Origin of the sequence: Ensifer sp. 22521 (assembly GCF_052044795.1) — a bacterium.
Lineage (GTDB): Bacteria > Pseudomonadota > Alphaproteobacteria > Rhizobiales > Rhizobiaceae > Ensifer.
Genome location: NZ_JBQENM010000036.1, coordinates 1 through 20,005, shown reverse-complemented (window position 1 = coordinate 20,005; position 20,005 = coordinate 1). Strand labels below are relative to the sequence as shown.

Below are 20,005 nucleotides of genomic sequence, written 5' to 3'. Positions count from 1 at the left end.
GGACTGGGCTGCGCTCTTAAAGGAGGAGAATGGGAAACCGGGAGCCGAACACCACTCTGTGACCGAAGCCAGACACGGCATCAGGGTCACGCATTGGAGAATGGTTCGAGAACCGAAGGACGGGAAACAAACCTGCCCAGCGGAAAGGAACGATTGAGCTGATCGGCGCCAATGCCGATCAAAACCGAACCGAACCCAAGGAAAAGCCGCCGGTTCAAGGCGTTTTGCCCCTTGCGTTCTTTCATTGGAGAAACAGATGTTCAGAACCATCAAGGCCTTTGGCCCTTGGCGCCGTGATCGCCACATTGACCGTCGCCAGCGCACAGTCCCAAGATCACGATCTCAGGTCGAGTCGACAATCGTTCTCATGGCGCTTTTGCCGAATCCTGAAGCTGGGGTCGCCCGCCTGACCAAGGATGGCTATGTGGCGATCGCGGCAGCCAACTCCCTTCGCAGTGTCGCGTCGGATGCGGTGTCCGTCGCGGCGGTCGTTCGCGCCATCGACCGGCCTGGGGTTCTGGTCAGCCACTCGTACGGTGGACCGATCATCACCGAAGCGGCAAAGGGCAATCCGTAAGACTGTCGTGGTCGACGGGGGCTCGCACGCGCTAATGGTCTCACAAACTGGCGAGGTTATCGAAGATAAGCGGCATCCGCTCGCTGAACGGAGCGTCACTGTCGGTGTGGAGAAGTTTCGCCCCAAACGAAATCGCGGCATGATTCTTGACTTAGCCCGGACGGCATCCAAGCGAAGCGCTCCACAATCCGAACAAGGGGGGCATGCCATTGTTGCGAAAATCGGCGCATCAAACGATGCGCCGGCTATCTATCTACAGATACTGAGCTCAGTAGTCCCACCAGACCGGCACCCACCGGAAGAGGTCGCCGGCCCCCGCGACGCGACCCACGGACGGGAACGGCATGTGCGTTGAGATCAGCCAGGAGCCATTATCTGCAAGCTCGCGCATGAGACGAAGACGAACGCGCGTGGCTTCTTCCGGATCATGTTCGAAGCCGTTGTGCCATTCCGGATGATCGAACGATACCGGGAAGATCGCGTCGCCGCCGAACATCAGCCGTTCCTTGCCAGACTTCACGCGGACGACACTATGTCCGGGCGTGTGACCGCCTGTACGGCTTACGGAAACGCCGGGAGCCACTTCGGCCTCGTCCTTGAAGGTGCGTATCTGGTTGCCATAGACATTCATGAAATCAAGCGACGCCTTGCGGGCCAGCGCGGCGAGCGTCGGCGGCATAGCGGTGCGGGAGAAGTCCGGCGACTTCCAGAATTCGGTTTCAGCGGCACAGACGTGTACCCGCAGATCGGGACGCATCTTCTCCTTCACACCTTCGGCCAGAAGCCCGCCCACATGGTCGAAATGCATGTGGGTCAACACGACATCCGTAACATCCCCGAGATCGACGCCAGCCGCCTCCAGCCGGTGCACGAACTGTCCTGCACGCGGAAAGTCCGGATATTCCTCGCCGAGGCCACTGTCGATCAGTATCGTCTGCTTCCCGGTGCGGACCACGACCGCGTTGAGTGCCCAGTCGAAGGCCTCCTTCGAAAGAAATTGATTATCCAACCAAGCCCCACGGGTGGCTGGATCGGCGTTTGTTGCCATCGATTCAGCCGGCGGCGTCAGTACACCGTCGCTGATCACCATTACGTCGATATCACCGACTCGCACCGCGTAGCGCGATGGTACCGGCTCGCCGGGTCCCGGCTTGACCTGCCGACCCGCCGGTGGAGATGTTGCTTCTACGTTCGACATGATACGCTCCAATTGTAGGTTTTGAGGCGTGGCAATCACGGGCCACGTAGCGAACTCTAGGTTCGTGAATTTTGCCGGTCAGCTATGCGTAAGTTTGGGTAGGGCAATCAAAAAGGATTGTTCCCTAAGACATCTCAAACGTCAGCGCGGCTGAATTGCTTCCTGCACCGTAAGGAAGTCTCCGACGTCCTCTACTATTCCGACGATAACCTTATCCCACGCGGTCAATCGTTGTCGTTCAATCGGCTTCGCTCGTCATCAAGGCCGACAGACCTGCTGTCTAGGCGTCCGATCCGATCAGCTAAACTTTCGCACAGTCCGCAGATGCTTTCGGCCAATAGTTTTTTGGGCCGCCGGTCGCCATCCTCTTTCGCATTTCAATCATCGTGAAGGAAAAAAAATGCAGAACCCATTGCCTGTCGGCGTTACACGCCGCGAAGCCCTGCTCGGCAGCCTCACCGCCGGCATCGCAGTGGGCTTGCCCGCGGTTGCCGTCGCAAAGACTTCGAAGCAGCCTCTCCCCGCCACCATCAGTCACGGAAAGCAAGCCATGAGCACGATCACCACCAAGGACGGCACAGAAATCTATTACAAGGACTGGGGCACCGGTCCGGTCGTCACCTTCTCGCACGGCTGGCCGCTGAACTCCGATGCGTGGGACGGCCAGATGCACTTCCTCGCTCAGCACGGCTTCCGCGTCGTGGCGCACGATCGCCGTGGTCATGGACGCTCCAGCCAAACGACGTCGGGGAACGACATGAACGGCTATGCCGACGATCTGGCCGCCGTTATCGAGGCGCTGGATCTCAGGGACGCAACGCTGGTCGGTCACTCTACCGGCGGCGGCGAGGTCGCCCGCTATATCGGCCGGCACGGTACGAAGCGCGTCGTCAAGGCCGTCCTCATCGCTGCTGTGCCGCCGGTCATGGTTAAATCAGCGACCAATCCGGAAGGGTTGCCGATCGAAGCGTTCGACGCGATCCGCGCGGGCCTCGTCAAGGATCGCTCGCAATTCTACCGTGACCTTGCCCCACAATTCTACGGCGCTAATCGACCCGGCTCGAACGTTTCCCAGGGCATGCTCGACCAATTTTGGCTCTGGAGCATGCAGGCGGGTCTCCTGAACGCCTACGAATGCGTCAAGGCATTCTCGGAAACCGACTTCACCGAAGATCTGAAGAAGTTCAATGTGCCGACGCTCGTCCTGCACGGGGAGGACGACCAAATCGTTCCGGTAAAGGATTCCGCCGTCAAGTCTGCTCGGCTGATCAAAGGCGCCAAGGACATCTACTATCCCGGCGCCCCGCACGGCATTACCGCCACGCATCAGGACCAGGTCAACGCCGACCTGCTCGCCTTCATTAAGGCTTGAATTCGCTACGGATCGCGGAGCAAACCGCCGTGCTCCGTCCCGTCCAGAACTGGNCCAGTTCCTCGATCCCGTGGTCCGATCGACAGCCGCACTGCAGTGGAACAAGGTCAGCCGTCGACGGACTTCGACGAGGATGCCACGCCCTTGCTGTTTTTGGACTGAGACAAAAACATCCAAGCGGTGTCGGATATCATTGAGGCTTGACAGTTTTTCACCAGGGTTGCCAAGCGACGGTATTCCCGCCAATACATGGATTTCCATAAGTTGCGGCCGTGCAATGGCGCGAATAGGGTGCGACACGGGATCGCTGGCGCTGATGTCGAGACTAGCCATTCGACATGCTGGCGCCGCCCAAGCTTTATGTTCCCTGCAGGAGCCGCCGATGACGCGTGTCTGGTCGAACCGCCCCCAACTCCTGCACCTGGGTCTGTTTTTTGTGGCCTATGTCCTGGGTTGCGGCTTCGCGCAGGCTCTTGCAATCGTTCCTGGAACGGGCATTTCCATCTGGGCTCCGAGCGGGCTGTTCATCGCCACCCTCATCCTTGCCCCCATGAAGAGTTGGCCGTGGTGGGTGATAGTGGGTGGGCTGGCTGAGCTACTCGCCAATGTCCTTTGGTTCCATAGCCCGCTGCCTGCAGCCTTCCTGATATATGCAGGCAATGCGCTCGAAGCCGTGTTCGGCGCGTGGGTCGTGAACCGGGTCCTAGGCCGACCGGCTCGACTGGAAACGCTGCAGGAAGTTCTCCTATTCGCCGCACTGGGCGCGGTGGCTGCGCCAGTCGTGAGTGCTACGCTGGGTAGCGCGACGCTTGCCTGGTTCGGCATATTTTCGCAGACCTTCTTTGGGGCGTGGCCTCTCTGGTGGATCGGGGATGCCGCTGGGATCTTGATCGTCGCGCCGCTCGCGCTGGTCGTAATCGAGAACTGGAACGGCAAGGCCAAGCTGTCGGCTGCGCGATGGATTGAAGCGTGCGTCCTGGGACTGATTCTTCTCGGCGTAGCGGCCCTTTCTCTCGGCGGCTACCTGCCTTTCGCTTACATCATCATGCCGCCGCTGCTTTGGGCTGCTGTGCGCTTCGAATTCAAGGGGGCTGCCGTTACTCTCGCCCTGCTCGCGGTGATAGCCGCGATCTTCACGATATCCGGCGCCAGCCAGTTTGCCGGAAATGTTGAGAATCAGCGCCACAACCAGATCATGCTGCAACTCTTCCTCGCGATCTCGGCCTTTTCGGCCTTGGTCGTGGCGGCCATATCGCGGCAGCACCAGCTCGCGTTGCTGACATTGCGCGAGAGTGTGGCGGCCCTGCGCGATCGAGAGCGGGAGCTCTCGCAGATCGTGAACATGGTCCCAGTCCACATCAGACGGCTGACGCCTGAAGGCGAGCCGACCTTCTTCAACAAGCGCCTGGTGGATTTTTTCGGGTTTGACCTGCAACAGTTGAAAAGGCCGGGCACAAGCCAACTGGCGACAAACGTCGAGACTCTTGTCCATCCGGATGATGCGCCCAGTCTATTGCAGGCGGTGCGCTACGCCGTCGCCACAGGCGAATCATACTCGATGAAATATCGCATGCGTCGCGCCGACGGCGTGTATCGCTGGGTTGACGGCCGGGCGGAACCACTGCGGGACGACAGCGGCAAGATCGTGCAATGGTACGCAATCTCCATCGACATCGATGATGAGGTGCGCGCACAGGAAGCCTTGCGCGACCGGGAGCGCGAGCTTTCGCAGCTTGTGGACGCCTTGCCAGTCCACATCTGGAGCTGGACGCCTGATGGCAAGCTGGCCTACGTCAACAAGCGATCTTTGGAGGATCTCGGCCTTACAAAGGCGAACTTCGAAGAAAGTGTCCGGGTGGCTCAAAAGCTGGTTCATCCCGAAGATGCCCCCGAGGTGCTGCGAGCGTCAGCCAACTCGCTTAAAACTGGCGACGCCTTCATGATGCGGTATCGCCGGCGTTGGAAAGACGGCAACTATCGCTGGATGGAGGCGCGCGCGCAGCCTCTGCGCGATCAAGACGGAGCGATCGTTCACTGGTATCAGGTATCTATCGACATCGACGATCAGGTGCGGGCCGAAGAAGCGCTGAAGAGCAGCAAGCGGCAATTGGAACAAATGATTGACGCCATGCCCTTCAATATCCTGAGCTTTGCTGCTTCAGGCGATATGACCTACACCAGCAAGAGATATCTCGACGACGTTGGTTCGCCGACGGCGGACATTAAAGACTTCGATGCGCTGGCCCGAGACGTGGCCCACCCAGACGACTTTTCAACAATGTTTCAGAGGGCGATGGATGGCTTTGCAACCGGTCAGCCTTTCGTGAACCGGTTCCGCCGGCGCAACAAACAGGGCGTCTATCGCTGGATAGAGGCGCGCGCACAGCCTTTGCGCAACGCAGATGGCACAATCGTGCAATGGTATATTGCTTCGATCGACATTGAAGACGAGATGAGCGCACAGGCGGCGTTGCGCGAGAGAGAACGCTTCCTTTGGCAACTAGTTGAAACACTCCCGGCGATGATCGATTGTGCAGCGCCGAACGGCGAACCGGTCTATCGCAGCCAGCAACTGCGCGAATTCCTTGGATATGAACTGGAGGAACTAGATGGGAAGGCTAAATCGCGTCTGAACGGCACGCTCGATGACGGAGTTCATCCCGACGATGTGGCGGGCGTCAAGGAACAATATGCCCATTGCCTGGCCACCGGCGAACCCTATCGCAGAAAGCACCGCCTGCGGCGCTTCGATGGCGATTATATCTGGGTCGAAACGCGCGCCGCGCCGATGCGGAAGGACGATGGTACCATCGTGCAATGGAACGTCATCTGCCTGGATGTGGACGGCGAGGTCCGCGCGCAGGAGGAGCTGCGTCTAGCTCAAGAACGGCTTGCGCGCGCCAGTCAAGCTGCGAGCCTCGCGGAGCTGTCTGCCTCCATCGCCCATGAGGTGAATCAACCGTTGGCAGCGATCGTTGCCAATTCGCATGCGTGCTTCCGCTGGCTCTCGGCTGAGCCCGTCAATGTTGCGCGCGCCAAAATCACCACCGAACGGGTCATCCGAGACGCCAACTCGGCCGCGGAAGTAGTCAGCCGTATCCGGGCCCTCTTCAAGCAATCCGTGGAGGATAGAGCCAGCCTGGCTCTCCCCGGCGTCATTGCAGAAGCATGCAACCTCGTGGCTGGGGAGGCGTTGCGTCGTCGCATCCGGATCGACATCAACGTGGAAAGTGATCTTCCGCCTGTCGCTATTGACCGCATACAGATCCAGCAAGTGCTGATCAATCTCATGCGTAATGGCATGGAGGCAATGGAGGACGTCGCAATGGAAAAATCGGTCACCGTGCGCGCCCATCGCGTGGGCAGTGAGGTGCAGACCGAAATAGGCGACCAAGGAAATGGCATCGAGTTCCCGGATCAGATCTTCGAACCCTTCTTCACGACGAAAGCGAACGGAATGGGCATGGGGCTTGCCATCTGCCGCTCTATCGTCGAGGCACATGGTGGACGTTTGCGGGCCGAGAAAAATGAGCCGCATGGCGCGCGGTTCATTTTCACCTTACCAATCATAGGGAAAGCGGCACCATGACGACGGATGATCCTGTTGTTTTCATCGTCGATGATGACCAACGCATCAGGGAGGCGCTCGGCGAGCTCCTGGAAACCCACGCCATGCGCGCCATCGCGTTCGGTTCGGCGGGCGATTATGTGGACGCCGAGAAACCGGATCTACCGGCCTGCCTGATACTCGACGTGGAATTGCCCGATATTAACGGCTTGGAACTACAAAGGCAGATTGCCGACGGTGATCATCCGCCGATCGTCTTCATTACGGGCTATGGCGACATCCCCTCCTCGGTGCGGGCGATTAAGCACGGTGCGGTGGATTTTCTCACCAAACCGTTCAGCGACGCGGACCTTATGACTGCGGTGTATACGGCAATTTCCGTGGATCGGCGAAACCGATCAGAGCGGGCTGAACTCGGCATGCTGAGACAACGCTATCTCGAATTGACGCCACGCGAACGGGACGTACTGCCGCTCGTCGTCAGTGGCCTGCTCAACAAGCAGGCGGCATCACAACTCGGAATCAGCGAAGTGACACTGCAAATCCATCGGAGGAATGTAATGCAGAAAATGGCGGCAGCATCGCTCGCCGACTTGGTGCGCATAGCAGAGCGATTGGGGATACCAATCACCCATTCGCGCCGTGCGGGAGGAAACTGAGCATGGACAAGACAAGACCGACCGTCGCGGTGGTTGATGACGATCCTCGGTTGCTTGAGTCGCTTGAGGAGCTACTGGAATCCGCTGGATATGCAGCCTGCTGTCTCCGCTCGGCCGAGCACCTTCTCGCCCACGGCCTCGCGGACCTGGACCTTCTGATCACCGATATCGGCATGCCGGGCATGAACGGCTTTGAACTTCGTGACATTGTCAACAAGGAGCGTCCAGAACTACCGGTGTTTCTGGTTACCGGCCGCCACGAGATCGGCGACCAACGCCGCGCCAAGGGCGTGGACGGTTTTTTCCGGAAGCCATTCGACGCGCCTGCCCTACTCAACGCGATAGGCGAAGCTTTTCAGAAATCGACTAAAGGAGGGTGACATGAGAATTGACCAGCCGCTCCGGAGATCGCCACCGCCCCCGCGGCAGCAGAATGACACAAGTGAGCCCATCGTTATCATAGTTGATGACGATGCGGCTGTTCGTGAGGCCTTGTCGGAGCTGATCCTCTCGGCGGGCCTGAAGCCCCTGAGCTTTGCCTCGACCCGTGAAGTGCTCGACGCCGACATACTGGACAGGCCCGGCTGTCTGATCCTCGATGTGCGCATGCCGGGAGCGAGCGGCCTTCACCTGCAGCGCCATCTGGCGGAAAACGGCAACGCGAAGCCGATCATCTTCCTGACCGGACACGGGGATATTCCGATGACCGTGCAGGCTATGAAGGCGGGCGCCGTCGACTTTCTTACAAAGCCAGTGCGCGACCAGACGCTGCTCGATGCAGTAATAACCGGCATTGCGCTCGACGCCGCGCGACGGGCCAACGCCTTAATCGTCAGTCGCAACATTGAACGCCTGGAGACGCTGACCCACCGGGAACGCGAGATATTGCGCGAAGTCGCACAGGGGCGGCTCAACAAGCAGATCGCCTTCGACCTCGGAATAAGCGAGGTCACGGTCAAGCTGCACCGGGCCAACGTCATGCGCAAGATGGGAGCCGGGTCGATCGGCGAGTTGATCAGGGCTTGGGAGACCCTGCCCATGGTGATGCGTGAGGCCAGCGGCGCCCGGTTCTCTCGCGATTGATCCCGCTTAGGGATATCGACGCCGCAGATCGTAGCGCCGAACGTTCGCCTGCGGAAGGTTCGACTGCGGCGAGCTCGTCCGCGTCCCAGGCGCTCGTAAGTTCGGCACAACGCTCGCGCCGCATCAAGCGAAGATAATTTCATAGGCGATCAGATTCGTCCGCGGGCGACCGTTCTTGGTGATAATCAACGTTTCGCGTATCGCTGCATCTCCGGATTGGTGATCTTGAAACCGTGCCCGGCGGCAAGCTCGACGGCGAGCGCGTTGTAGCGATCCGTGCCGTTGATCGTCAGCGAGCCCCATTTCTGTGAGGCGACTTGCATCGGTCCCTCCAGTGTTGCAGACCAGCTTCAACCTCAAGACAGAGGAAATAGCGCTTCACGCCGCAAACAAGCTGGTCGTGAGCCTTTTCATCTGTGGCAGCGCTGCCCGCGGGGACGACAAGCCGGATAGCGACCTCGATTTGAACCGGTCGCAAGGCCAAGATATTCTTTTCAAACTTGTAAGGCCATCAGGGAGGGGTTGTGGGACCCGTCGATGACTTTGGTTTTCTGCCTAACGTCGTGGGGGCTCGACCTCAACGATGGGCGGGCTGTCACTCGGAAACAACCCTTCATTCAACGCGAGCAATACTTGCAGCGGTTTCCGATATGCGATTCCGAAGCCAAATGTGTGCTTGGTCGCTCGTGTGACGCGGATGCCAGAACATGCGCTCGTGGATGTCTGGCAGTGATAGTGGCGGTTCAAAACCAGCGATACCGGGCACGGCGAGTTTTTGGATTGCTCGTTCCAAGACCAGGCTAATCAAGTTGGTCCCGCGAAGAAGGAACGGGACGAGCACGAAGCTTTCCACCGTTGCTGCGATTTTCCGATTCACGCCCGCACGTGCGAGGTGCTGATCGGCGAGATTGAACTGGCGGTCCATACCTATCCCGTAAGCTAGAAACGGAGCAGCCAGAAATTTTTCCAGCGAAAGCGTTTTCTCGCCCCCGATGAGTTTGTTGTCACAATCCGCCGCACACAGCCATCTGTCGAATATTAGAGGCTCTGACGGAAACTCGCTATCGGGTAAGAGTTCGCTGGGTTCAATGACCACGTCCACGCGATCTTCGACCAGCATTTTTTCCGTTTCTCGTGACCGCGGAAGAAGGTGAATCGTCACATTGGGAGCCTCTGCCTCCAACCGTTTCACGAGCGGCGACAACAGCACTAGAACGGCGTAGTCCGACGCACTGATCGTGAACGTCCGCTTGTCTACGAGGGGATCGAATCCGCCTTGTTGCATGAGCGTTTGCTGGATTTTACTGAGCGCGTCGCGAAGGGGTTCGATAAGGTTTTCAGCGTTCTGCGTAAGCGCGAGTTGTCGACCCACCCTCACAAGCAGCGGGTCGTGAAAGATTTCCCGCAGACGGCTAAGGGCCGCACTGGTCGCAGACTGACTAAGACCAACGATCTCACCCGCGCGACTGACGCTCTTCTCTCTCAAAAGCGCGTCCAGCACGACCAGAAGGTTCAGATCGACAGCGCGAAGGTTCATCGGGTGCTCCGTCTAGGTATTGATGCGGTGGATAGATAGCTTCCGAATTATCGATTGGACACAATACGACAGAACGATAACATCACTGTCAACAAAAACAACAGCAGTTGGAACAGAGGTCGCAGTAGTACATCGAGTGCGACTCTGCGGAATTCTAGGTAATGCGAAAATTGCACATGCGCGAGGCAAGTAACGCTCGTGCAACTGGAGGAGTCATGCGCAATTTTACGAATGAAGATCTAGCCGTGTGCAATGATCGACCCGAGGAATATTGCCGGAACTGGGAACTGGACGCGGGTCCTGACACCGTTGCCTTCCGCTCGGCAATGCGCAAGGTCGTCGGTGGCGTCACGGTCATCACCACGCTGCACGAGGATCGTCCGTGGGGCATGACGGTCAGTGCATTCACTCCCGTCTGCATGGATCCCCCAACACTGCTGGTTTGTGTGAACCGCGATACCGTCACAGCGAACTGCATCACAAAGCTGCAGCGGTTTGCCGTCAATGTCCTGAGCCAGGATCAATTGGCAATCTCGCAGTTTTGTTCGCGGCCGCGCGAAGACAAGTTCGTCGAAGAGTTCGTAGTTCCGCGATGCGAACATCCGGACAGGATCCACATGCCGGTCCTGCAGAATTCTCTCATCACATTCGATTGCAGTGCGACGGCAACCCTGGTGGTCAACAGCCACTTGGTCGTGATGGGCCGGGTGACCTCAGTTCTCGCCCCAACTGCCAAAAAGCCGCTTCTTTATGGGGAAGGACAGTACATGCATGGCGTCGAGTTGCAGATGGCGGTGGCGTGATGGAAACGTCGGTCGAATCATCATCGGTCGCAGAGCAGCTTTTGGCTGCCTGCAACGGTCACCGGTTGGACATTGTCTCGCAACTTTATGCCGAGAACGCGACGCACGAAGATGTAGCACATGGCAGGCCCAAAGTGGGAGGCGTTGCGATCGCGGACGGCTTGCGCAAGTTTTTGGGCTGGTTTCCCGATGCCGCTTGAGAGCTTCGGTCGATCATCGCGGGTCAAGGCCACGAAGTCGCCGTCGCCTACACACTTACCGGCACGCTTCAAATGCCAATGGGGCCCGTGGCACCACGCGGTCAGAGGATTTCGTTGCGCGGAATACAGGTTCTCAAGATCGAGAACGGCAAGATTCAGCGCAGTGAAGACTACTGGGACGCAACGACGTTCCAGAAACAACTGAGTTTCAACACTCCGGAGGAGAAATCATGAGAACGGGCAAGGAATACCTTGAGTCATTGCGCGACAATCGTCGGGTGTACGTCGGCGGCGAGCTCATCGACGACGTGACCACGCACCCCAAGACGCGCGGCTATGCCCAAGCGATTGCCGAATATTACGATCTGCATCTTGATCCCAAGAACCAGGACATCGCCACGTTCATCGACGAGAAGGGCAATCGTCAGTCCATGCACTGGTTCCTGCCGCGTTCGAAGGAAGACACCGTCCGCAGACGCAAGTACGCCGATTTCATCTTCCGCCACTTCAAGGGTGGCATCTTTACCCGCCCGCCAATGGGCATGAATTGCGTGATGTTCACGCAGGTCGACGACCAGGAGCCGTGGGCGAAGAACTCGCGGTTCAAAAATGGTCATCGCGATCTGTCAGGCAACATTCAGCGTCAGTGGGATGAAGTCACCAGCAAGGACCTGGCCATTTCGCCGATGTTCGTCGATGTCCAGTTCGACCGCAGCAGAACGGACGCACTGGGCGAAACGCCGATGCTGAGCATCGTCGAAGAGACGGACGAAGGCATCATCGTAAAGGGATGGAAAGCCATCGGAACTTCAGTCCCATTCGTCAATCACCTTCTGATTGGCAACCTGTGGCGGCCTGGTCAGACAGCAGAACAGACCATCTACGCTCTCGTACCGATCGCCACCAAGGGCCTCTCGATCGTTGCCCGCGAGTCACGCGTACAGCCGGATGCAGATCCCTATGATCGTCCGTTGGCAACGATCGGCGATGAACTCGACGCGATGGTTTACTTCGATGATGTCCTGATTCCGTGGCCGCAGGTCCAGCATGTCGGCAATCCGGATCATGCCAAGTGGTATCCCCAGCGTCAGTTCGACTGGGTTCATCTCGAAACACAGATCCGCCATTGCGTTCATGCCGAACTGATGGTCGGGCTGGCGTTGCTGCTTACTCAATCCCTCGGCACGAGCAATAACCCAGTCGTCCAGTCGCAACTCGCCGAGCTCATCAGGTTCCGCGAGACCTGCACGGCTTTCATGCTCGCCGCCGAAGAGACAGGCTTCGCGACACCTGGCGGGCTGTTCAAGCCGAACAACATCTATATCGATTTTGGTCGCGCCCACTATCTCGAGCACCAGCCCAAGATGGTCAATTTGTTGATTGAGTTCTGCGGTCGTGGGATCGTCCTGCAGCCGACCAAGCGTGAGCTTGACGACCCGTACATCGGTCCCAAGCTTGCAGAGGCGCTGCGTGGGCCTGAGATCAGTGCCTACGACCGTATCAAGATCTTCCGCCAGATCAGCGAGCGCTTCCTGACGGAGTGGGGCACGCGCCACGAGATGTTCGAGAAGTTCAACGGCACGCCGCTGTATCTGATCAACCTGCTCACGATGCAGCGGACCGAATATCACGTGGACGGCCCGTTGACGGCGCTCGCCCGTGAGGTGCTCGGCTTCGGCGACACTGCCGAACTGGGCAAGCGCGCGCAGGAAGCCGAAAAGAACTCCCACTACGCCAACGTCCGCTTCCAGCCCGAGTATGCACGGGCTCAGGACGTACACGAGGGCTACATCGGCTCGTCGGGCGAGCGGGTCAGCGTCGACGCTGCCTGACAAGGACCGCGTCGGCGTCTTNAGGCCCGCCGCTTGCTGATGACAACGAGGCGATGATCGCTTCTCTGGTCCTATTCGAAGCTGACAGCAAGGAAGACGTCGTCGCATACGGCCTTCGCTACCATAAGGAATTACCCATGACACATTTCCCATCCAACGCGGATTTGCCATCCGCCTTCTTTACCGAGGCGAATTCCGTGGACGTCGTCAATGCGAGGATTGGGCCGGACGCATCACCGCGGCTGGCCGAGGTGATGACGTGCCTGGTGAAACACCTCCATGCGTTCGTTCGCGAAATCAATCTCTCGCAGGAGGACTGGGAAACCGGAATCAGCTTCCTCACGCGCACCGGGCAGATCTGCACGGAAGAGCGCCAGGAATTCATCCTCCTGTCCGACACTCTCGGTCTCTCCATGCTGGTTGACGCAATCAACAATCGCAGGCCGGAAGGAGCTACCGAAAACACAGTTCTCGGTCCATTCTTCGTCGCGGGCGCGCCCATTAGAAATGCCGGCGACAGGATCACCCTGGATGGAAAGGGAGAAGGGTGCCTTTTCGAAGGACACGTCATGGATCTTGATGGGAAACCGATCGAGGGCGCCCGAATTGACGTTTGGTCAGACAATGCCGACGGCTATTATGACGTCCAGCAACCGGAAGTGCAGCCGAAATGGAACAACCGAGGGACGTTCTTCACAGGTCCTGATGGCTGCTACCGCTTTGTGGGGATCAAGCCTATCTCCTATCCGATTCCGGATGACGGCCCGGTCGGCAAGATGCTTGAGGCGCTCGGTCGACACCCGTACCGACCTGCGCACATGCACTACATGGTTCACGCCGACGGATTTCAGAAGCTCGTGACACATACCTTCGTGGGAGGGGATCCGTACCTGGCTTCAGATACGGTCTTCGGAGTGAAGCGATCGCTTGTTGCGGCCTTCGAACGGACGATGGACGGCGAAACCCCATGGCGATCCGAGTACAATTTCGTGTTGGCCCGGTACGACGAATAACAAATAGACGCCGCTCCGGGCCGGCCNGCCCGGCAGACAGTCTTCGCCCCAGATTATTTTGTACGATCGGCTGATGCAGCCATTTGGCCCACCACACCCAACAGAGACGGATGCACCGAGTGATCAAGCATATCGTGATGTGGAACATTCGAGGTGAGAACGAAGAAGAGCGAAATGCGTCGGCTCTTGATCTCAAGGCGCGTTTTGAGAGGCTCATTGGCCAGATACCGGGACTCATAACTCTGGAAATTGGCATCGACATAAGCCGTCAATCATTTGCCTGCGATGCCGTGCTCTATTCAGAGTTTGTTGACAGAGCATCGCTGGCCGCCTACGCCGAACATCCCGCCCATCTACGGATAAGAAAAGAGCTCGAAGGCGTCCGAACGGCCCGCTACCAGGTCGATTATGCGGTCTAGGCGAGCGAGGCAAGCATGATGGAAACGTTCACATTTTACGAGGCCGCTCGTGCCGTCTGATGCGGCGGCCTCAAGGGGGTGACAGTCAGAGTCGATCGAGGAACGTGTCGCCCACACCATCTACGTCCCCGTGGAGCCCCGGAACACCCGTCCGGCATTCCGACAACGATGTCATTCCCGATGATACATTATGCGATCCCAGACGCACATAACATGAGCAATCGCAGGAGCGTACCAAACGTCACCCCTCCCGGATGGCGGCTGGTGTTTGGACGGCTGACGCCGCCCGAGCACGCATCGCGTGTCCGCGAGCCCCAGAGGAGCTGATCGAGGCACCGGCTAGGAAACGATCAAAACGCAAAAGCCAGGCCGCGCGTTCGGTGAGATCAGAGCCCGCCCGAGCAAAGAATGAACTACTCTCAAGCAACGTCGGCCCTTGAAACGCGCGTTTTGCTCAACTACCTCATTTTTGCCGGATGCCCCTCTCGGGTCCTGGCACGGGAACGATGGTCCATTCATGTGTTGGACCGGGTTCGGTTCATATCGCTTCGCAAGGAGGATATGGTCCGGCGTCCGCCCGACCCCCCCACCTTCTTGCGTAGCGCGGTGTGCGATCGACCGTCTCGGTCTTCTCATCGTCTGGTCCCGACCGCCTCCGATCCATTCGGCCTCCGGCATGCACGTGCTTGGCACGTCGCAAGCAACATGGCTGATTAAGAAACGAAGGAGGATGCACATGCTGGTATCGGATTTTGGCCGCATCGGGTTCGACCCGTTTCTGGAAATGCTGCGCATGCAGCAGGAAATGAATCAGCGCTTGTCCGACATGACAGCCAAAGCCGCCCAGGAGTTTCCACCCGTCAACCTCTGGATGGGTGAGGACAGCGTGGCGGTGACTGCTGAATTGCCTGGGATCGCGCCTGACGATGTCGATCTCACGGTTCGCGAGAACACGCTGACATTGACGGGCGAACGCGGATCCCCGGCGGAGGACGAGAGGTCCGTCTGGCACCGGCGCGAGCGAGTGTACGGAAACTTCTCTCGAACGGTGCAATTGCCTTTCCGCGTCGATCCGGAACAGGTCGAGGCGCGCTTCGCCAACGGGCTACTCGAAGTCGAACTGCACCGGCCTGAGACGGATCGGCCGAAGAAGATCCAGATCAAAGGATAAGGAGGTAAACATGGCTCAGGAACTGAAAACGACCGAGCGCCGGGCCCCAAGCAAGCTTGACGGTGGCGAACCGACCCATTCGCGCCCGGTGTTTGTCCCGCGCACCGATATCTATGAGACAGAGGACAATGTCGTTGTTCTCGTCGACATGCCCGGCGTCGCCTCGGAGGGTGTCGACATCACGCTCGAGAAGCGGACGCTGGCGATTCGCGGCTACGCGACGGACCAGCAGCATGACAACTATCGCCAAATCTACGCCGAATATGGCGCGGGCAATTATGAGCGCGTCTTCACCCTGTCCGAGGATATCGATCGGGACAGTATCGAGGCATCGCAGAAGAACGGCGTCCTACGGCTGGTCCTTCCGAAGGCCGCGCCGGCCAAGGCGAGAAAGATCCAGCTGAAGATGGCGTAATTCGTCCGGAGAAAGGAGGTTGACCATGCAGATTAGAGATCAGATCCCCTGGGGCAACAACAAGGGAAGCGAAATTGCGAAGCCAGACGATGGAAACCCCGTCTTTTCTTTGCAGCGCGATGTGAACCGTATCTTCGAGGACTTCTGGAAGCGGTTCGATCAACCGTTCGGCGCTTTCGGGCGCTGGGATACCGGTGGGCCGCGAACTGACATCGCCGAAACCGAGAGTGCGCTCGAGGTTTCGGTGGAACTTCCTGGAATCGATCAGAAGGACGTCGATGTCTCCCTGACGGACAGCGCGCTCACGATTAAGGGAGAAAAAAAGAGTGGGCAGGAAGAGAGCAAGAAGGGGTATCACTTGTTGGAACGCTCATACGGGTCGTTCTACCGCTCAATCCCGCTCCCGTCGGGCGTCGATACGGACAAGGCCGCCGCGCAATTCAAGAATGGTGTCCTGACTGTGACGCTCCCAAAAACGGAGGAAGCGCTGTCGCACGTGAGGAAGATCGAGGTGAAGGCGACCTGACATCGACTTCACGGTCGTGAGATGCGGCGGACGAAATCCGTCGCATCTCTTACGATTACTGGATGCGTCTCGTCCGGGGATACGCCATGAGCGAAGCGCGGGCGCGGGCGAGATCTTCGCGGGCGACGGTCAACATCGCGTCTGCCGTATCCAGAGCCGCGAAAGCAGCCGCAGTCGGATTGGGCCGTTCCGCAGTGATGCGAACCCAGGCGCGATCGATTTCAGCAAGAGCCGCGCGCACATTCGCGATCGCTCGTTCAATGGCAGCGTAGAGAGCAATCTCCTCTTCGGAGACTATTCGCGAATTGTCACCGGTCATCGATCTTCTTCCGACCACACGTCCACGTGCATGCTCGAATGGCAAAACTACCACCAAGAGCGCGCATTTTAAACAGTCAGCGTGGCGACGTTGCGATCGTAATTGGGTGAGAAACCTCGGGACCGAACCGGTGGAAGTCGCGACCATGGAAACGGCTGATGAACGCTGGGTCGACTGCCTCCCCTCTGCCTTCGGCTTCAGTTTTCCTGAACGGACACGCCATTCCGGTCAAGCCGCAGTTCAACGCCGGCCGGCTTCGTTTCCTCGCGATAGAGGTAGACGCCGAGGACTGTAACGGCGACAACCAGGCCGCCGATGATCAGGTAGAGAGTGTTGTTTTGCTGCATGAGAGCCAATCTTGCCTTTTACAAGTGGCGGGAAGAGCGATTATCCGACCCAAGTTTTGATGAGTTTGTATCAATACCAACGGCGACGCGGATCCGAAAAAGTCAGCCCGACAGCCACCCCCAGGAGGAAACTGAGTATGCCGACCCCAAGGAGCAAAGTCGCTGTGGTGCCCGGGTTCTTTCGAGCGGCCTCTGATACCGCCCGGGCCTGCGTGCCCATTTGCTTCGCCGCCCCCGCCGCCGATTTCGACACATCCTCGTAAAGATCGGCTGCCCGCTCGCGCGCTTGATCCAACACGCCGTTCGTTCGATCCGCAAGCAGCTTGTTGACCTTTGCCACTTCATGGCGAAGCGTCGCGATCTGCTTTTCCAGGGCGTCCTGGGTATCGCCGACAGCCGGAGCGGCGGGCTTCGAGAGCTTGGCCATTCAACGCATCCTTAAAAAGGCCTTGTACAATCCACGTGTCGCGGACAAATCCTTGGCCCCTTGCGAATGAAAAGGTCAGTTCCAGAACCTTTTCATATTTGGTCGTCGCCCGGATTAGCGTTCCCAGCGGCCTTCGTATTTGAACTCAGGGGCCGCCTTGAGCTGATCCTTGGTCGCGTCCATCACCGCCGTCCACTTCTTGTCATTTTCGACATAGGTGATTTTGACGGCCTTCGGGCTCACGATCACGTAGCGATCGCCCATCCCGAGAAACCCGCCGACCGACACGATGTAACCCGTCAGCCGATCTTCCGACAGGATCAGATCCTTGATTTCCCCGATCGTCTCGTTGGCATTGTTGGTGACATTGAGATTGACCAGGTTATAGCTCAACACATCGGTCGGCTTGGCGGTAACGAAGGTTTCCGTGGTGGCGGTTTCCGCCGTCTGCGCGGCAGCCGCTCCAACCATCATCGTTGTCGCTGCAAGAGCAATTAGAATGCGTCGCATGGTCCCACTCCTTTGATGATGTTCAGGAACCCGAAAACGCCATGACGGTTGTTAAAGTTCCAACGTCCTCAGTGAATTACGGATGATTTGCGCACCCGGTAGTTCGACCAAGAACCACGGAGGGTGCGCAACTGCTTGTGCGTCGATCACGCACAACGGACTAGTGGAAATCCAACCCCGCCGACGGCGGGTTTCGATTATGCCAGAGAGGACCCTTACCAATCATCCTGTTTGCTGTACCAGTCGTCAATGTCGCGCTTGGCGCGGTCCTTCTCAAGACCATAGCGTTCCTGGATTTTGCCTTCGAGCTGGTCGCGTTTCCCGGCGATCTCGTCGAGATCGTCGTCGGTGAGCTTGCCCCACTGCTCCTTGATCTTACCCTTGAACTGCTTCCAATTGCCTTCGACCCGATTCCAATCCATGTGCGTTCCTCCCTGAAATGGTGCCTGTACTAACAACTCACATCGGCGGAATTGGTTCGATCGGTCGCCAGAGAATATGTCAGAGCGCGGTTTAGCGGGCTCGCACTTCGGCCGATAAGCGGATCTTACGGGCCCGCGTGCTAGGAAACCGCTGAAAGGGATTGGTGAGGGAGACGTACGAACCAAAAGAGCAAAGGTTTGTTGCCGGCCAAAGTTAGGCGAGATCGGCCGTTGGCGGGGGGTACATAGGAACTGCGGAGGATGACCCGCGTGATGTTGACGGTGGCTTCGCTGCGCTCGCGCCTATTCGTTCTAATAATCGATCCTTCGGAACGCTCCTGCAGGGTTGCGCTGCCCTCCCCGCTGTCTGCCCCACCCAATCGCGGGAGCGTGAGCGCGTGGGCCCGCGCCCGGGGACGCGAGCCGCTATAAGCGGAGATCCAAAAACCCTACGTCTATTGCTTTCTTTGTAATCTTCGTGCGGACCGTCTATCTTATACGTTGTTCCAGAATATTTATTGTCTATATTGAAATCCCAATTATTTCGAAAATAGAATAATGTATCGCGATATGCCTTGTAAGAAACAATTATTGCCGTCATGGAAACAAATATAAACGGCAAGATCTTCATTGAAATATTCACGTCGAACCTCCTCATCCATCGGAATATCTAAGAGCCTGACCGAAAAAGAGTTGAGTGAAATCAGTCATTTGTGATTCTGTTTGTTTGCTTAGGACGAACGGAGACCACAATGGGTTGGACTGATTTCACCCGTCGGCAATATGCCCGACGCGCGAGTCGTTATGCAAGTGATCTGACGGACCGGGAATGGGGATTGATCTCGCCTTATCTACCTGGGCCAAGGCGTTTGGGCAGGCCACGTCGTACCGATCTTCGCGAGGTCGTGAATGCGCTGCTTTATATTGCTTCGACGGGTTGTCAGTGGCGAATGCTGCCAAAGGACTTTCCGCCGTTTACGACAGTTCAGGCCTATTTCTACGAATGGCGGGCGACGGGTTTATGGAGCGGGATCAACCATCGTCTTGTGATGGAGACGCGCGAGTTGGAAGGTCGGCAAGCCTCGCCGTCTGCTGGCGTGATCGACAGCCAGAGCGTGAAAACCACGGAAAGCGGCGGGATTTCGGGCTATGACGCCGGCAAGAAGATCAAGGGGCGCAAGCGCCACATCATTGTCGACACGCTGGGGCTGATGGTCGGCCTGGTGGTGCATGGCGCGGACATTCAGGACCGTGATGGGGCATCCGGCCTCCTGAAATCAATCCGCCACCGCTGGCCCTGGCTCCGACATGTCTTCGCCGATGGCGGCTATGCGGGCGACAAGCTGAAGGGGAGATTGGCGAAGTTCGGCCAGTGGACGATGGAAATCGTCAAGCGTTCCGACAAGGGCAAGGGCTTCACCGTGCTGCCGCGTCGCTGGGTGGTGGAACGGACCTTCGCCTGGCTCGGTCGTTGCCGTAGACTGGCCAAAGATTGGGAGAAAACGATCGCCTCCGCCGAGGCATGGATCACAATCGCCCACATCCGCATCCTCACGCGGCGGCTCGCAAGATACAGATATTGCTGAGGTCTTTTTGAGTCAGCCTCT

The 20,005-nt window shown here is 58.1% G+C and carries 25 protein-coding genes and 1 pseudogene; 16 read left to right on the top strand and 10 right to left on the bottom strand.

What is annotated here, in order from left to right; genetic code table 11:
- Positions 1 to 86: 86 nt before the first annotated feature.
- The gene (locus tag ACTJKE_RS32875) at positions 87 to 245 is read right to left on the bottom strand and encodes a hypothetical protein (protein WP_156433020.1); all 159 of its coding nucleotides are present in this window, start codon (positions 243 to 245) and stop codon (positions 87 to 89) included.
- Positions 246 to 256: 11 nt separating this feature from the next.
- Between ACTJKE_RS32875 and ACTJKE_RS32870 the strand changes: the two genes are divergently transcribed.
- Positions 257 to 577, top strand: coding sequence for a hypothetical protein (locus ACTJKE_RS32870; RefSeq protein WP_440693583.1), 321 nt, complete (start codon positions 257 to 259; stop codon positions 575 to 577).
- Positions 578 to 845: 268 nt separating this feature from the next.
- Here ACTJKE_RS32870 and ACTJKE_RS32865 read toward each other — a convergent pair whose 3' ends face one another.
- Positions 846 to 1,775, bottom strand: a complete 930-nt coding sequence (locus ACTJKE_RS32865) for an MBL fold metallo-hydrolase (RefSeq protein ID WP_440693615.1) — start codon at positions 1,773 to 1,775, stop codon at positions 846 to 848.
- A gap of 400 nt (positions 1,776 to 2,175) precedes the next feature.
- Between ACTJKE_RS32865 and ACTJKE_RS32860 the strand changes: the two genes are divergently transcribed.
- From ACTJKE_RS32860 to ACTJKE_RS32840, 5 genes are all read left to right on the top strand, one after another.
- Positions 2,176 to 3,147 (top strand): alpha/beta fold hydrolase, encoded by a 972-nt coding sequence (locus ACTJKE_RS32860; RefSeq protein WP_440693581.1) that lies wholly within the window; start codon positions 2,176 to 2,178, stop codon positions 3,145 to 3,147.
- A gap of 382 nt (positions 3,148 to 3,529) precedes the next feature.
- Entirely contained in the window at positions 3,530 to 6,736 is a 3,207-nt protein-coding gene (locus ACTJKE_RS32855; RefSeq protein ID WP_113514901.1) for a PAS domain-containing protein, read from the top strand.
- The gene (locus tag ACTJKE_RS32850; RefSeq protein ID WP_113514899.1) at positions 6,733 to 7,374 is read left to right on the top strand and encodes a response regulator transcription factor; all 642 of its coding nucleotides are present in this window, start codon (positions 6,733 to 6,735) and stop codon (positions 7,372 to 7,374) included. Before ACTJKE_RS32855 ends, ACTJKE_RS32850 begins: the two co-directional genes overlap by 4 nt.
- A 2-nt stretch (positions 7,375 to 7,376) precedes the next feature.
- Positions 7,377 to 7,754 carry a response regulator gene (locus ACTJKE_RS32845; protein WP_113514897.1) on the top strand — a complete coding sequence of 126 codons (378 nt, stop codon included), beginning with the start codon at positions 7,377 to 7,379 and terminating at the stop codon, positions 7,752 to 7,754.
- Position 7,755: 1 nt separating this feature from the next.
- Positions 7,756 to 8,457 carry a response regulator transcription factor gene (locus tag ACTJKE_RS32840; RefSeq protein WP_425988342.1) on the top strand — a complete coding sequence of 234 codons (702 nt, stop codon included), beginning with the start codon at positions 7,756 to 7,758 and terminating at the stop codon, positions 8,455 to 8,457.
- Here ACTJKE_RS32840 and ACTJKE_RS32835 read toward each other — a convergent pair.
- The 3 genes and pseudogenes from ACTJKE_RS32835 to ACTJKE_RS32825 all read right to left on the bottom strand — a co-directional run.
- Positions 8,390 to 8,667: pseudogene (locus ACTJKE_RS32835) on the bottom strand (hypothetical protein); the annotation flags it as partial. The gene ACTJKE_RS32840 and the pseudogene ACTJKE_RS32835 sit on opposite strands and share 68 nt — an antisense overlap.
- Positions 8,643 to 8,780 (bottom strand): LPD7 domain-containing protein, encoded by a 138-nt coding sequence (locus ACTJKE_RS32830; protein ID WP_164829399.1) that lies wholly within the window; start codon positions 8,778 to 8,780, stop codon positions 8,643 to 8,645. The gene ACTJKE_RS32830 and the pseudogene ACTJKE_RS32835, both read right to left, overlap by 25 nt.
- A gap of 290 nt (positions 8,781 to 9,070) precedes the next feature.
- On the bottom strand, positions 9,071 to 9,994 hold the full coding sequence (locus tag ACTJKE_RS32825) for a LysR substrate-binding domain-containing protein (RefSeq protein ID WP_440639366.1): 924 nt from the start codon (positions 9,992 to 9,994) through the stop codon (positions 9,071 to 9,073).
- A 215-nt stretch (positions 9,995 to 10,209) separates the two neighbouring features.
- On the opposite strand from ACTJKE_RS32825, the gene ACTJKE_RS32820 reads away from it, so the two are divergent.
- From ACTJKE_RS32820 to ACTJKE_RS32780, 9 genes are all read left to right on the top strand, one after another.
- Positions 10,210 to 10,797: a flavin reductase family protein gene (locus tag ACTJKE_RS32820; protein ID WP_162764823.1), complete on the top strand. Its 588-nt coding sequence runs from the start codon at positions 10,210 to 10,212 to the stop codon at positions 10,795 to 10,797.
- Complete coding sequence (locus ACTJKE_RS32815) at positions 10,797 to 10,997, top strand: hypothetical protein (RefSeq protein WP_440693579.1); 201 nt, start codon at positions 10,797 to 10,799, stop codon at positions 10,995 to 10,997. The genes ACTJKE_RS32820 and ACTJKE_RS32815 overlap by 1 nt, the downstream gene beginning before the upstream one ends.
- A gap of 12 nt (positions 10,998 to 11,009) precedes the next feature.
- Positions 11,010 to 11,231, top strand: coding sequence for an ester cyclase (locus ACTJKE_RS32810; protein ID WP_440693613.1), 222 nt, complete (start codon positions 11,010 to 11,012; stop codon positions 11,229 to 11,231).
- Positions 11,228 to 12,829: a 4-hydroxyphenylacetate 3-hydroxylase family protein gene (locus ACTJKE_RS32805; RefSeq protein WP_425989297.1), complete on the top strand. Its 1,602-nt coding sequence runs from the start codon at positions 11,228 to 11,230 to the stop codon at positions 12,827 to 12,829. The genes ACTJKE_RS32810 and ACTJKE_RS32805 overlap by 4 nt, the downstream gene beginning before the upstream one ends.
- A gap of 137 nt (positions 12,830 to 12,966) precedes the next feature.
- Positions 12,967 to 13,842: a dioxygenase family protein gene (locus ACTJKE_RS32800; RefSeq protein WP_425989361.1), complete on the top strand. Its 876-nt coding sequence runs from the start codon at positions 12,967 to 12,969 to the stop codon at positions 13,840 to 13,842.
- A gap of 110 nt (positions 13,843 to 13,952) precedes the next feature.
- Positions 13,953 to 14,261 (top strand): Dabb family protein, encoded by a 309-nt coding sequence (locus ACTJKE_RS32795; RefSeq protein WP_425989294.1) that lies wholly within the window; start codon positions 13,953 to 13,955, stop codon positions 14,259 to 14,261.
- Between the two features lie 676 nt (positions 14,262 to 14,937).
- On the top strand, positions 14,938 to 15,432 hold the full coding sequence (locus tag ACTJKE_RS32790) for an Hsp20/alpha crystallin family protein (protein ID WP_440639360.1): 495 nt from the start codon (positions 14,938 to 14,940) through the stop codon (positions 15,430 to 15,432).
- 10 nt (positions 15,433 to 15,442) lie between these two features.
- On the top strand, positions 15,443 to 15,847 hold the full coding sequence (locus ACTJKE_RS32785; protein ID WP_440693576.1) for an Hsp20/alpha crystallin family protein: 405 nt from the start codon (positions 15,443 to 15,445) through the stop codon (positions 15,845 to 15,847).
- 25 nt (positions 15,848 to 15,872) lie between these two features.
- Positions 15,873 to 16,373, top strand: coding sequence for an Hsp20/alpha crystallin family protein (locus ACTJKE_RS32780; RefSeq protein WP_440693574.1), 501 nt, complete (start codon positions 15,873 to 15,875; stop codon positions 16,371 to 16,373).
- 55 nt (positions 16,374 to 16,428) lie between these two features.
- Here the strand turns inward: ACTJKE_RS32780 and ACTJKE_RS32775 are convergent, their stop codons facing one another.
- The 5 genes from ACTJKE_RS32775 to ACTJKE_RS32755 all read right to left on the bottom strand — a co-directional run bounded on the left by ACTJKE_RS32775 (position 16,429) and on the right by ACTJKE_RS32755 (position 18,398).
- Positions 16,429 to 16,692 (bottom strand): hypothetical protein, encoded by a 264-nt coding sequence (locus ACTJKE_RS32775; protein ID WP_440693572.1) that lies wholly within the window; start codon positions 16,690 to 16,692, stop codon positions 16,429 to 16,431.
- Positions 16,693 to 16,889: 197 nt separating this feature from the next.
- Positions 16,890 to 17,039 (bottom strand): hypothetical protein, encoded by a 150-nt coding sequence (locus ACTJKE_RS32770; RefSeq protein ID WP_440639353.1) that lies wholly within the window; start codon positions 17,037 to 17,039, stop codon positions 16,890 to 16,892.
- A 70-nt stretch (positions 17,040 to 17,109) separates the two neighbouring features.
- Entirely contained in the window at positions 17,110 to 17,466 is a 357-nt protein-coding gene (locus ACTJKE_RS32765) for a hypothetical protein (RefSeq protein ID WP_112996000.1), read from the bottom strand.
- Positions 17,467 to 17,580: 114 nt separating this feature from the next.
- A complete protein-coding gene (locus ACTJKE_RS32760) occupies positions 17,581 to 17,976 on the bottom strand; it encodes a PRC-barrel domain-containing protein (RefSeq protein ID WP_093234968.1) in 396 nt (131 codons plus the stop codon).
- Between the two features lie 215 nt (positions 17,977 to 18,191).
- Positions 18,192 to 18,398 (bottom strand): CsbD family protein, encoded by a 207-nt coding sequence (locus tag ACTJKE_RS32755; RefSeq protein ID WP_057252157.1) that lies wholly within the window; start codon positions 18,396 to 18,398, stop codon positions 18,192 to 18,194.
- 752 nt (positions 18,399 to 19,150) lie between these two features.
- Between ACTJKE_RS32755 and ACTJKE_RS32750 the strand changes: the two genes are divergently transcribed.
- Positions 19,151 to 19,984, top strand: a complete 834-nt coding sequence (locus ACTJKE_RS32750) for an IS5 family transposase (protein WP_058326576.1) — start codon at positions 19,151 to 19,153, stop codon at positions 19,982 to 19,984.
- Positions 19,985 to 20,005 lie beyond the last annotated feature (21 nt).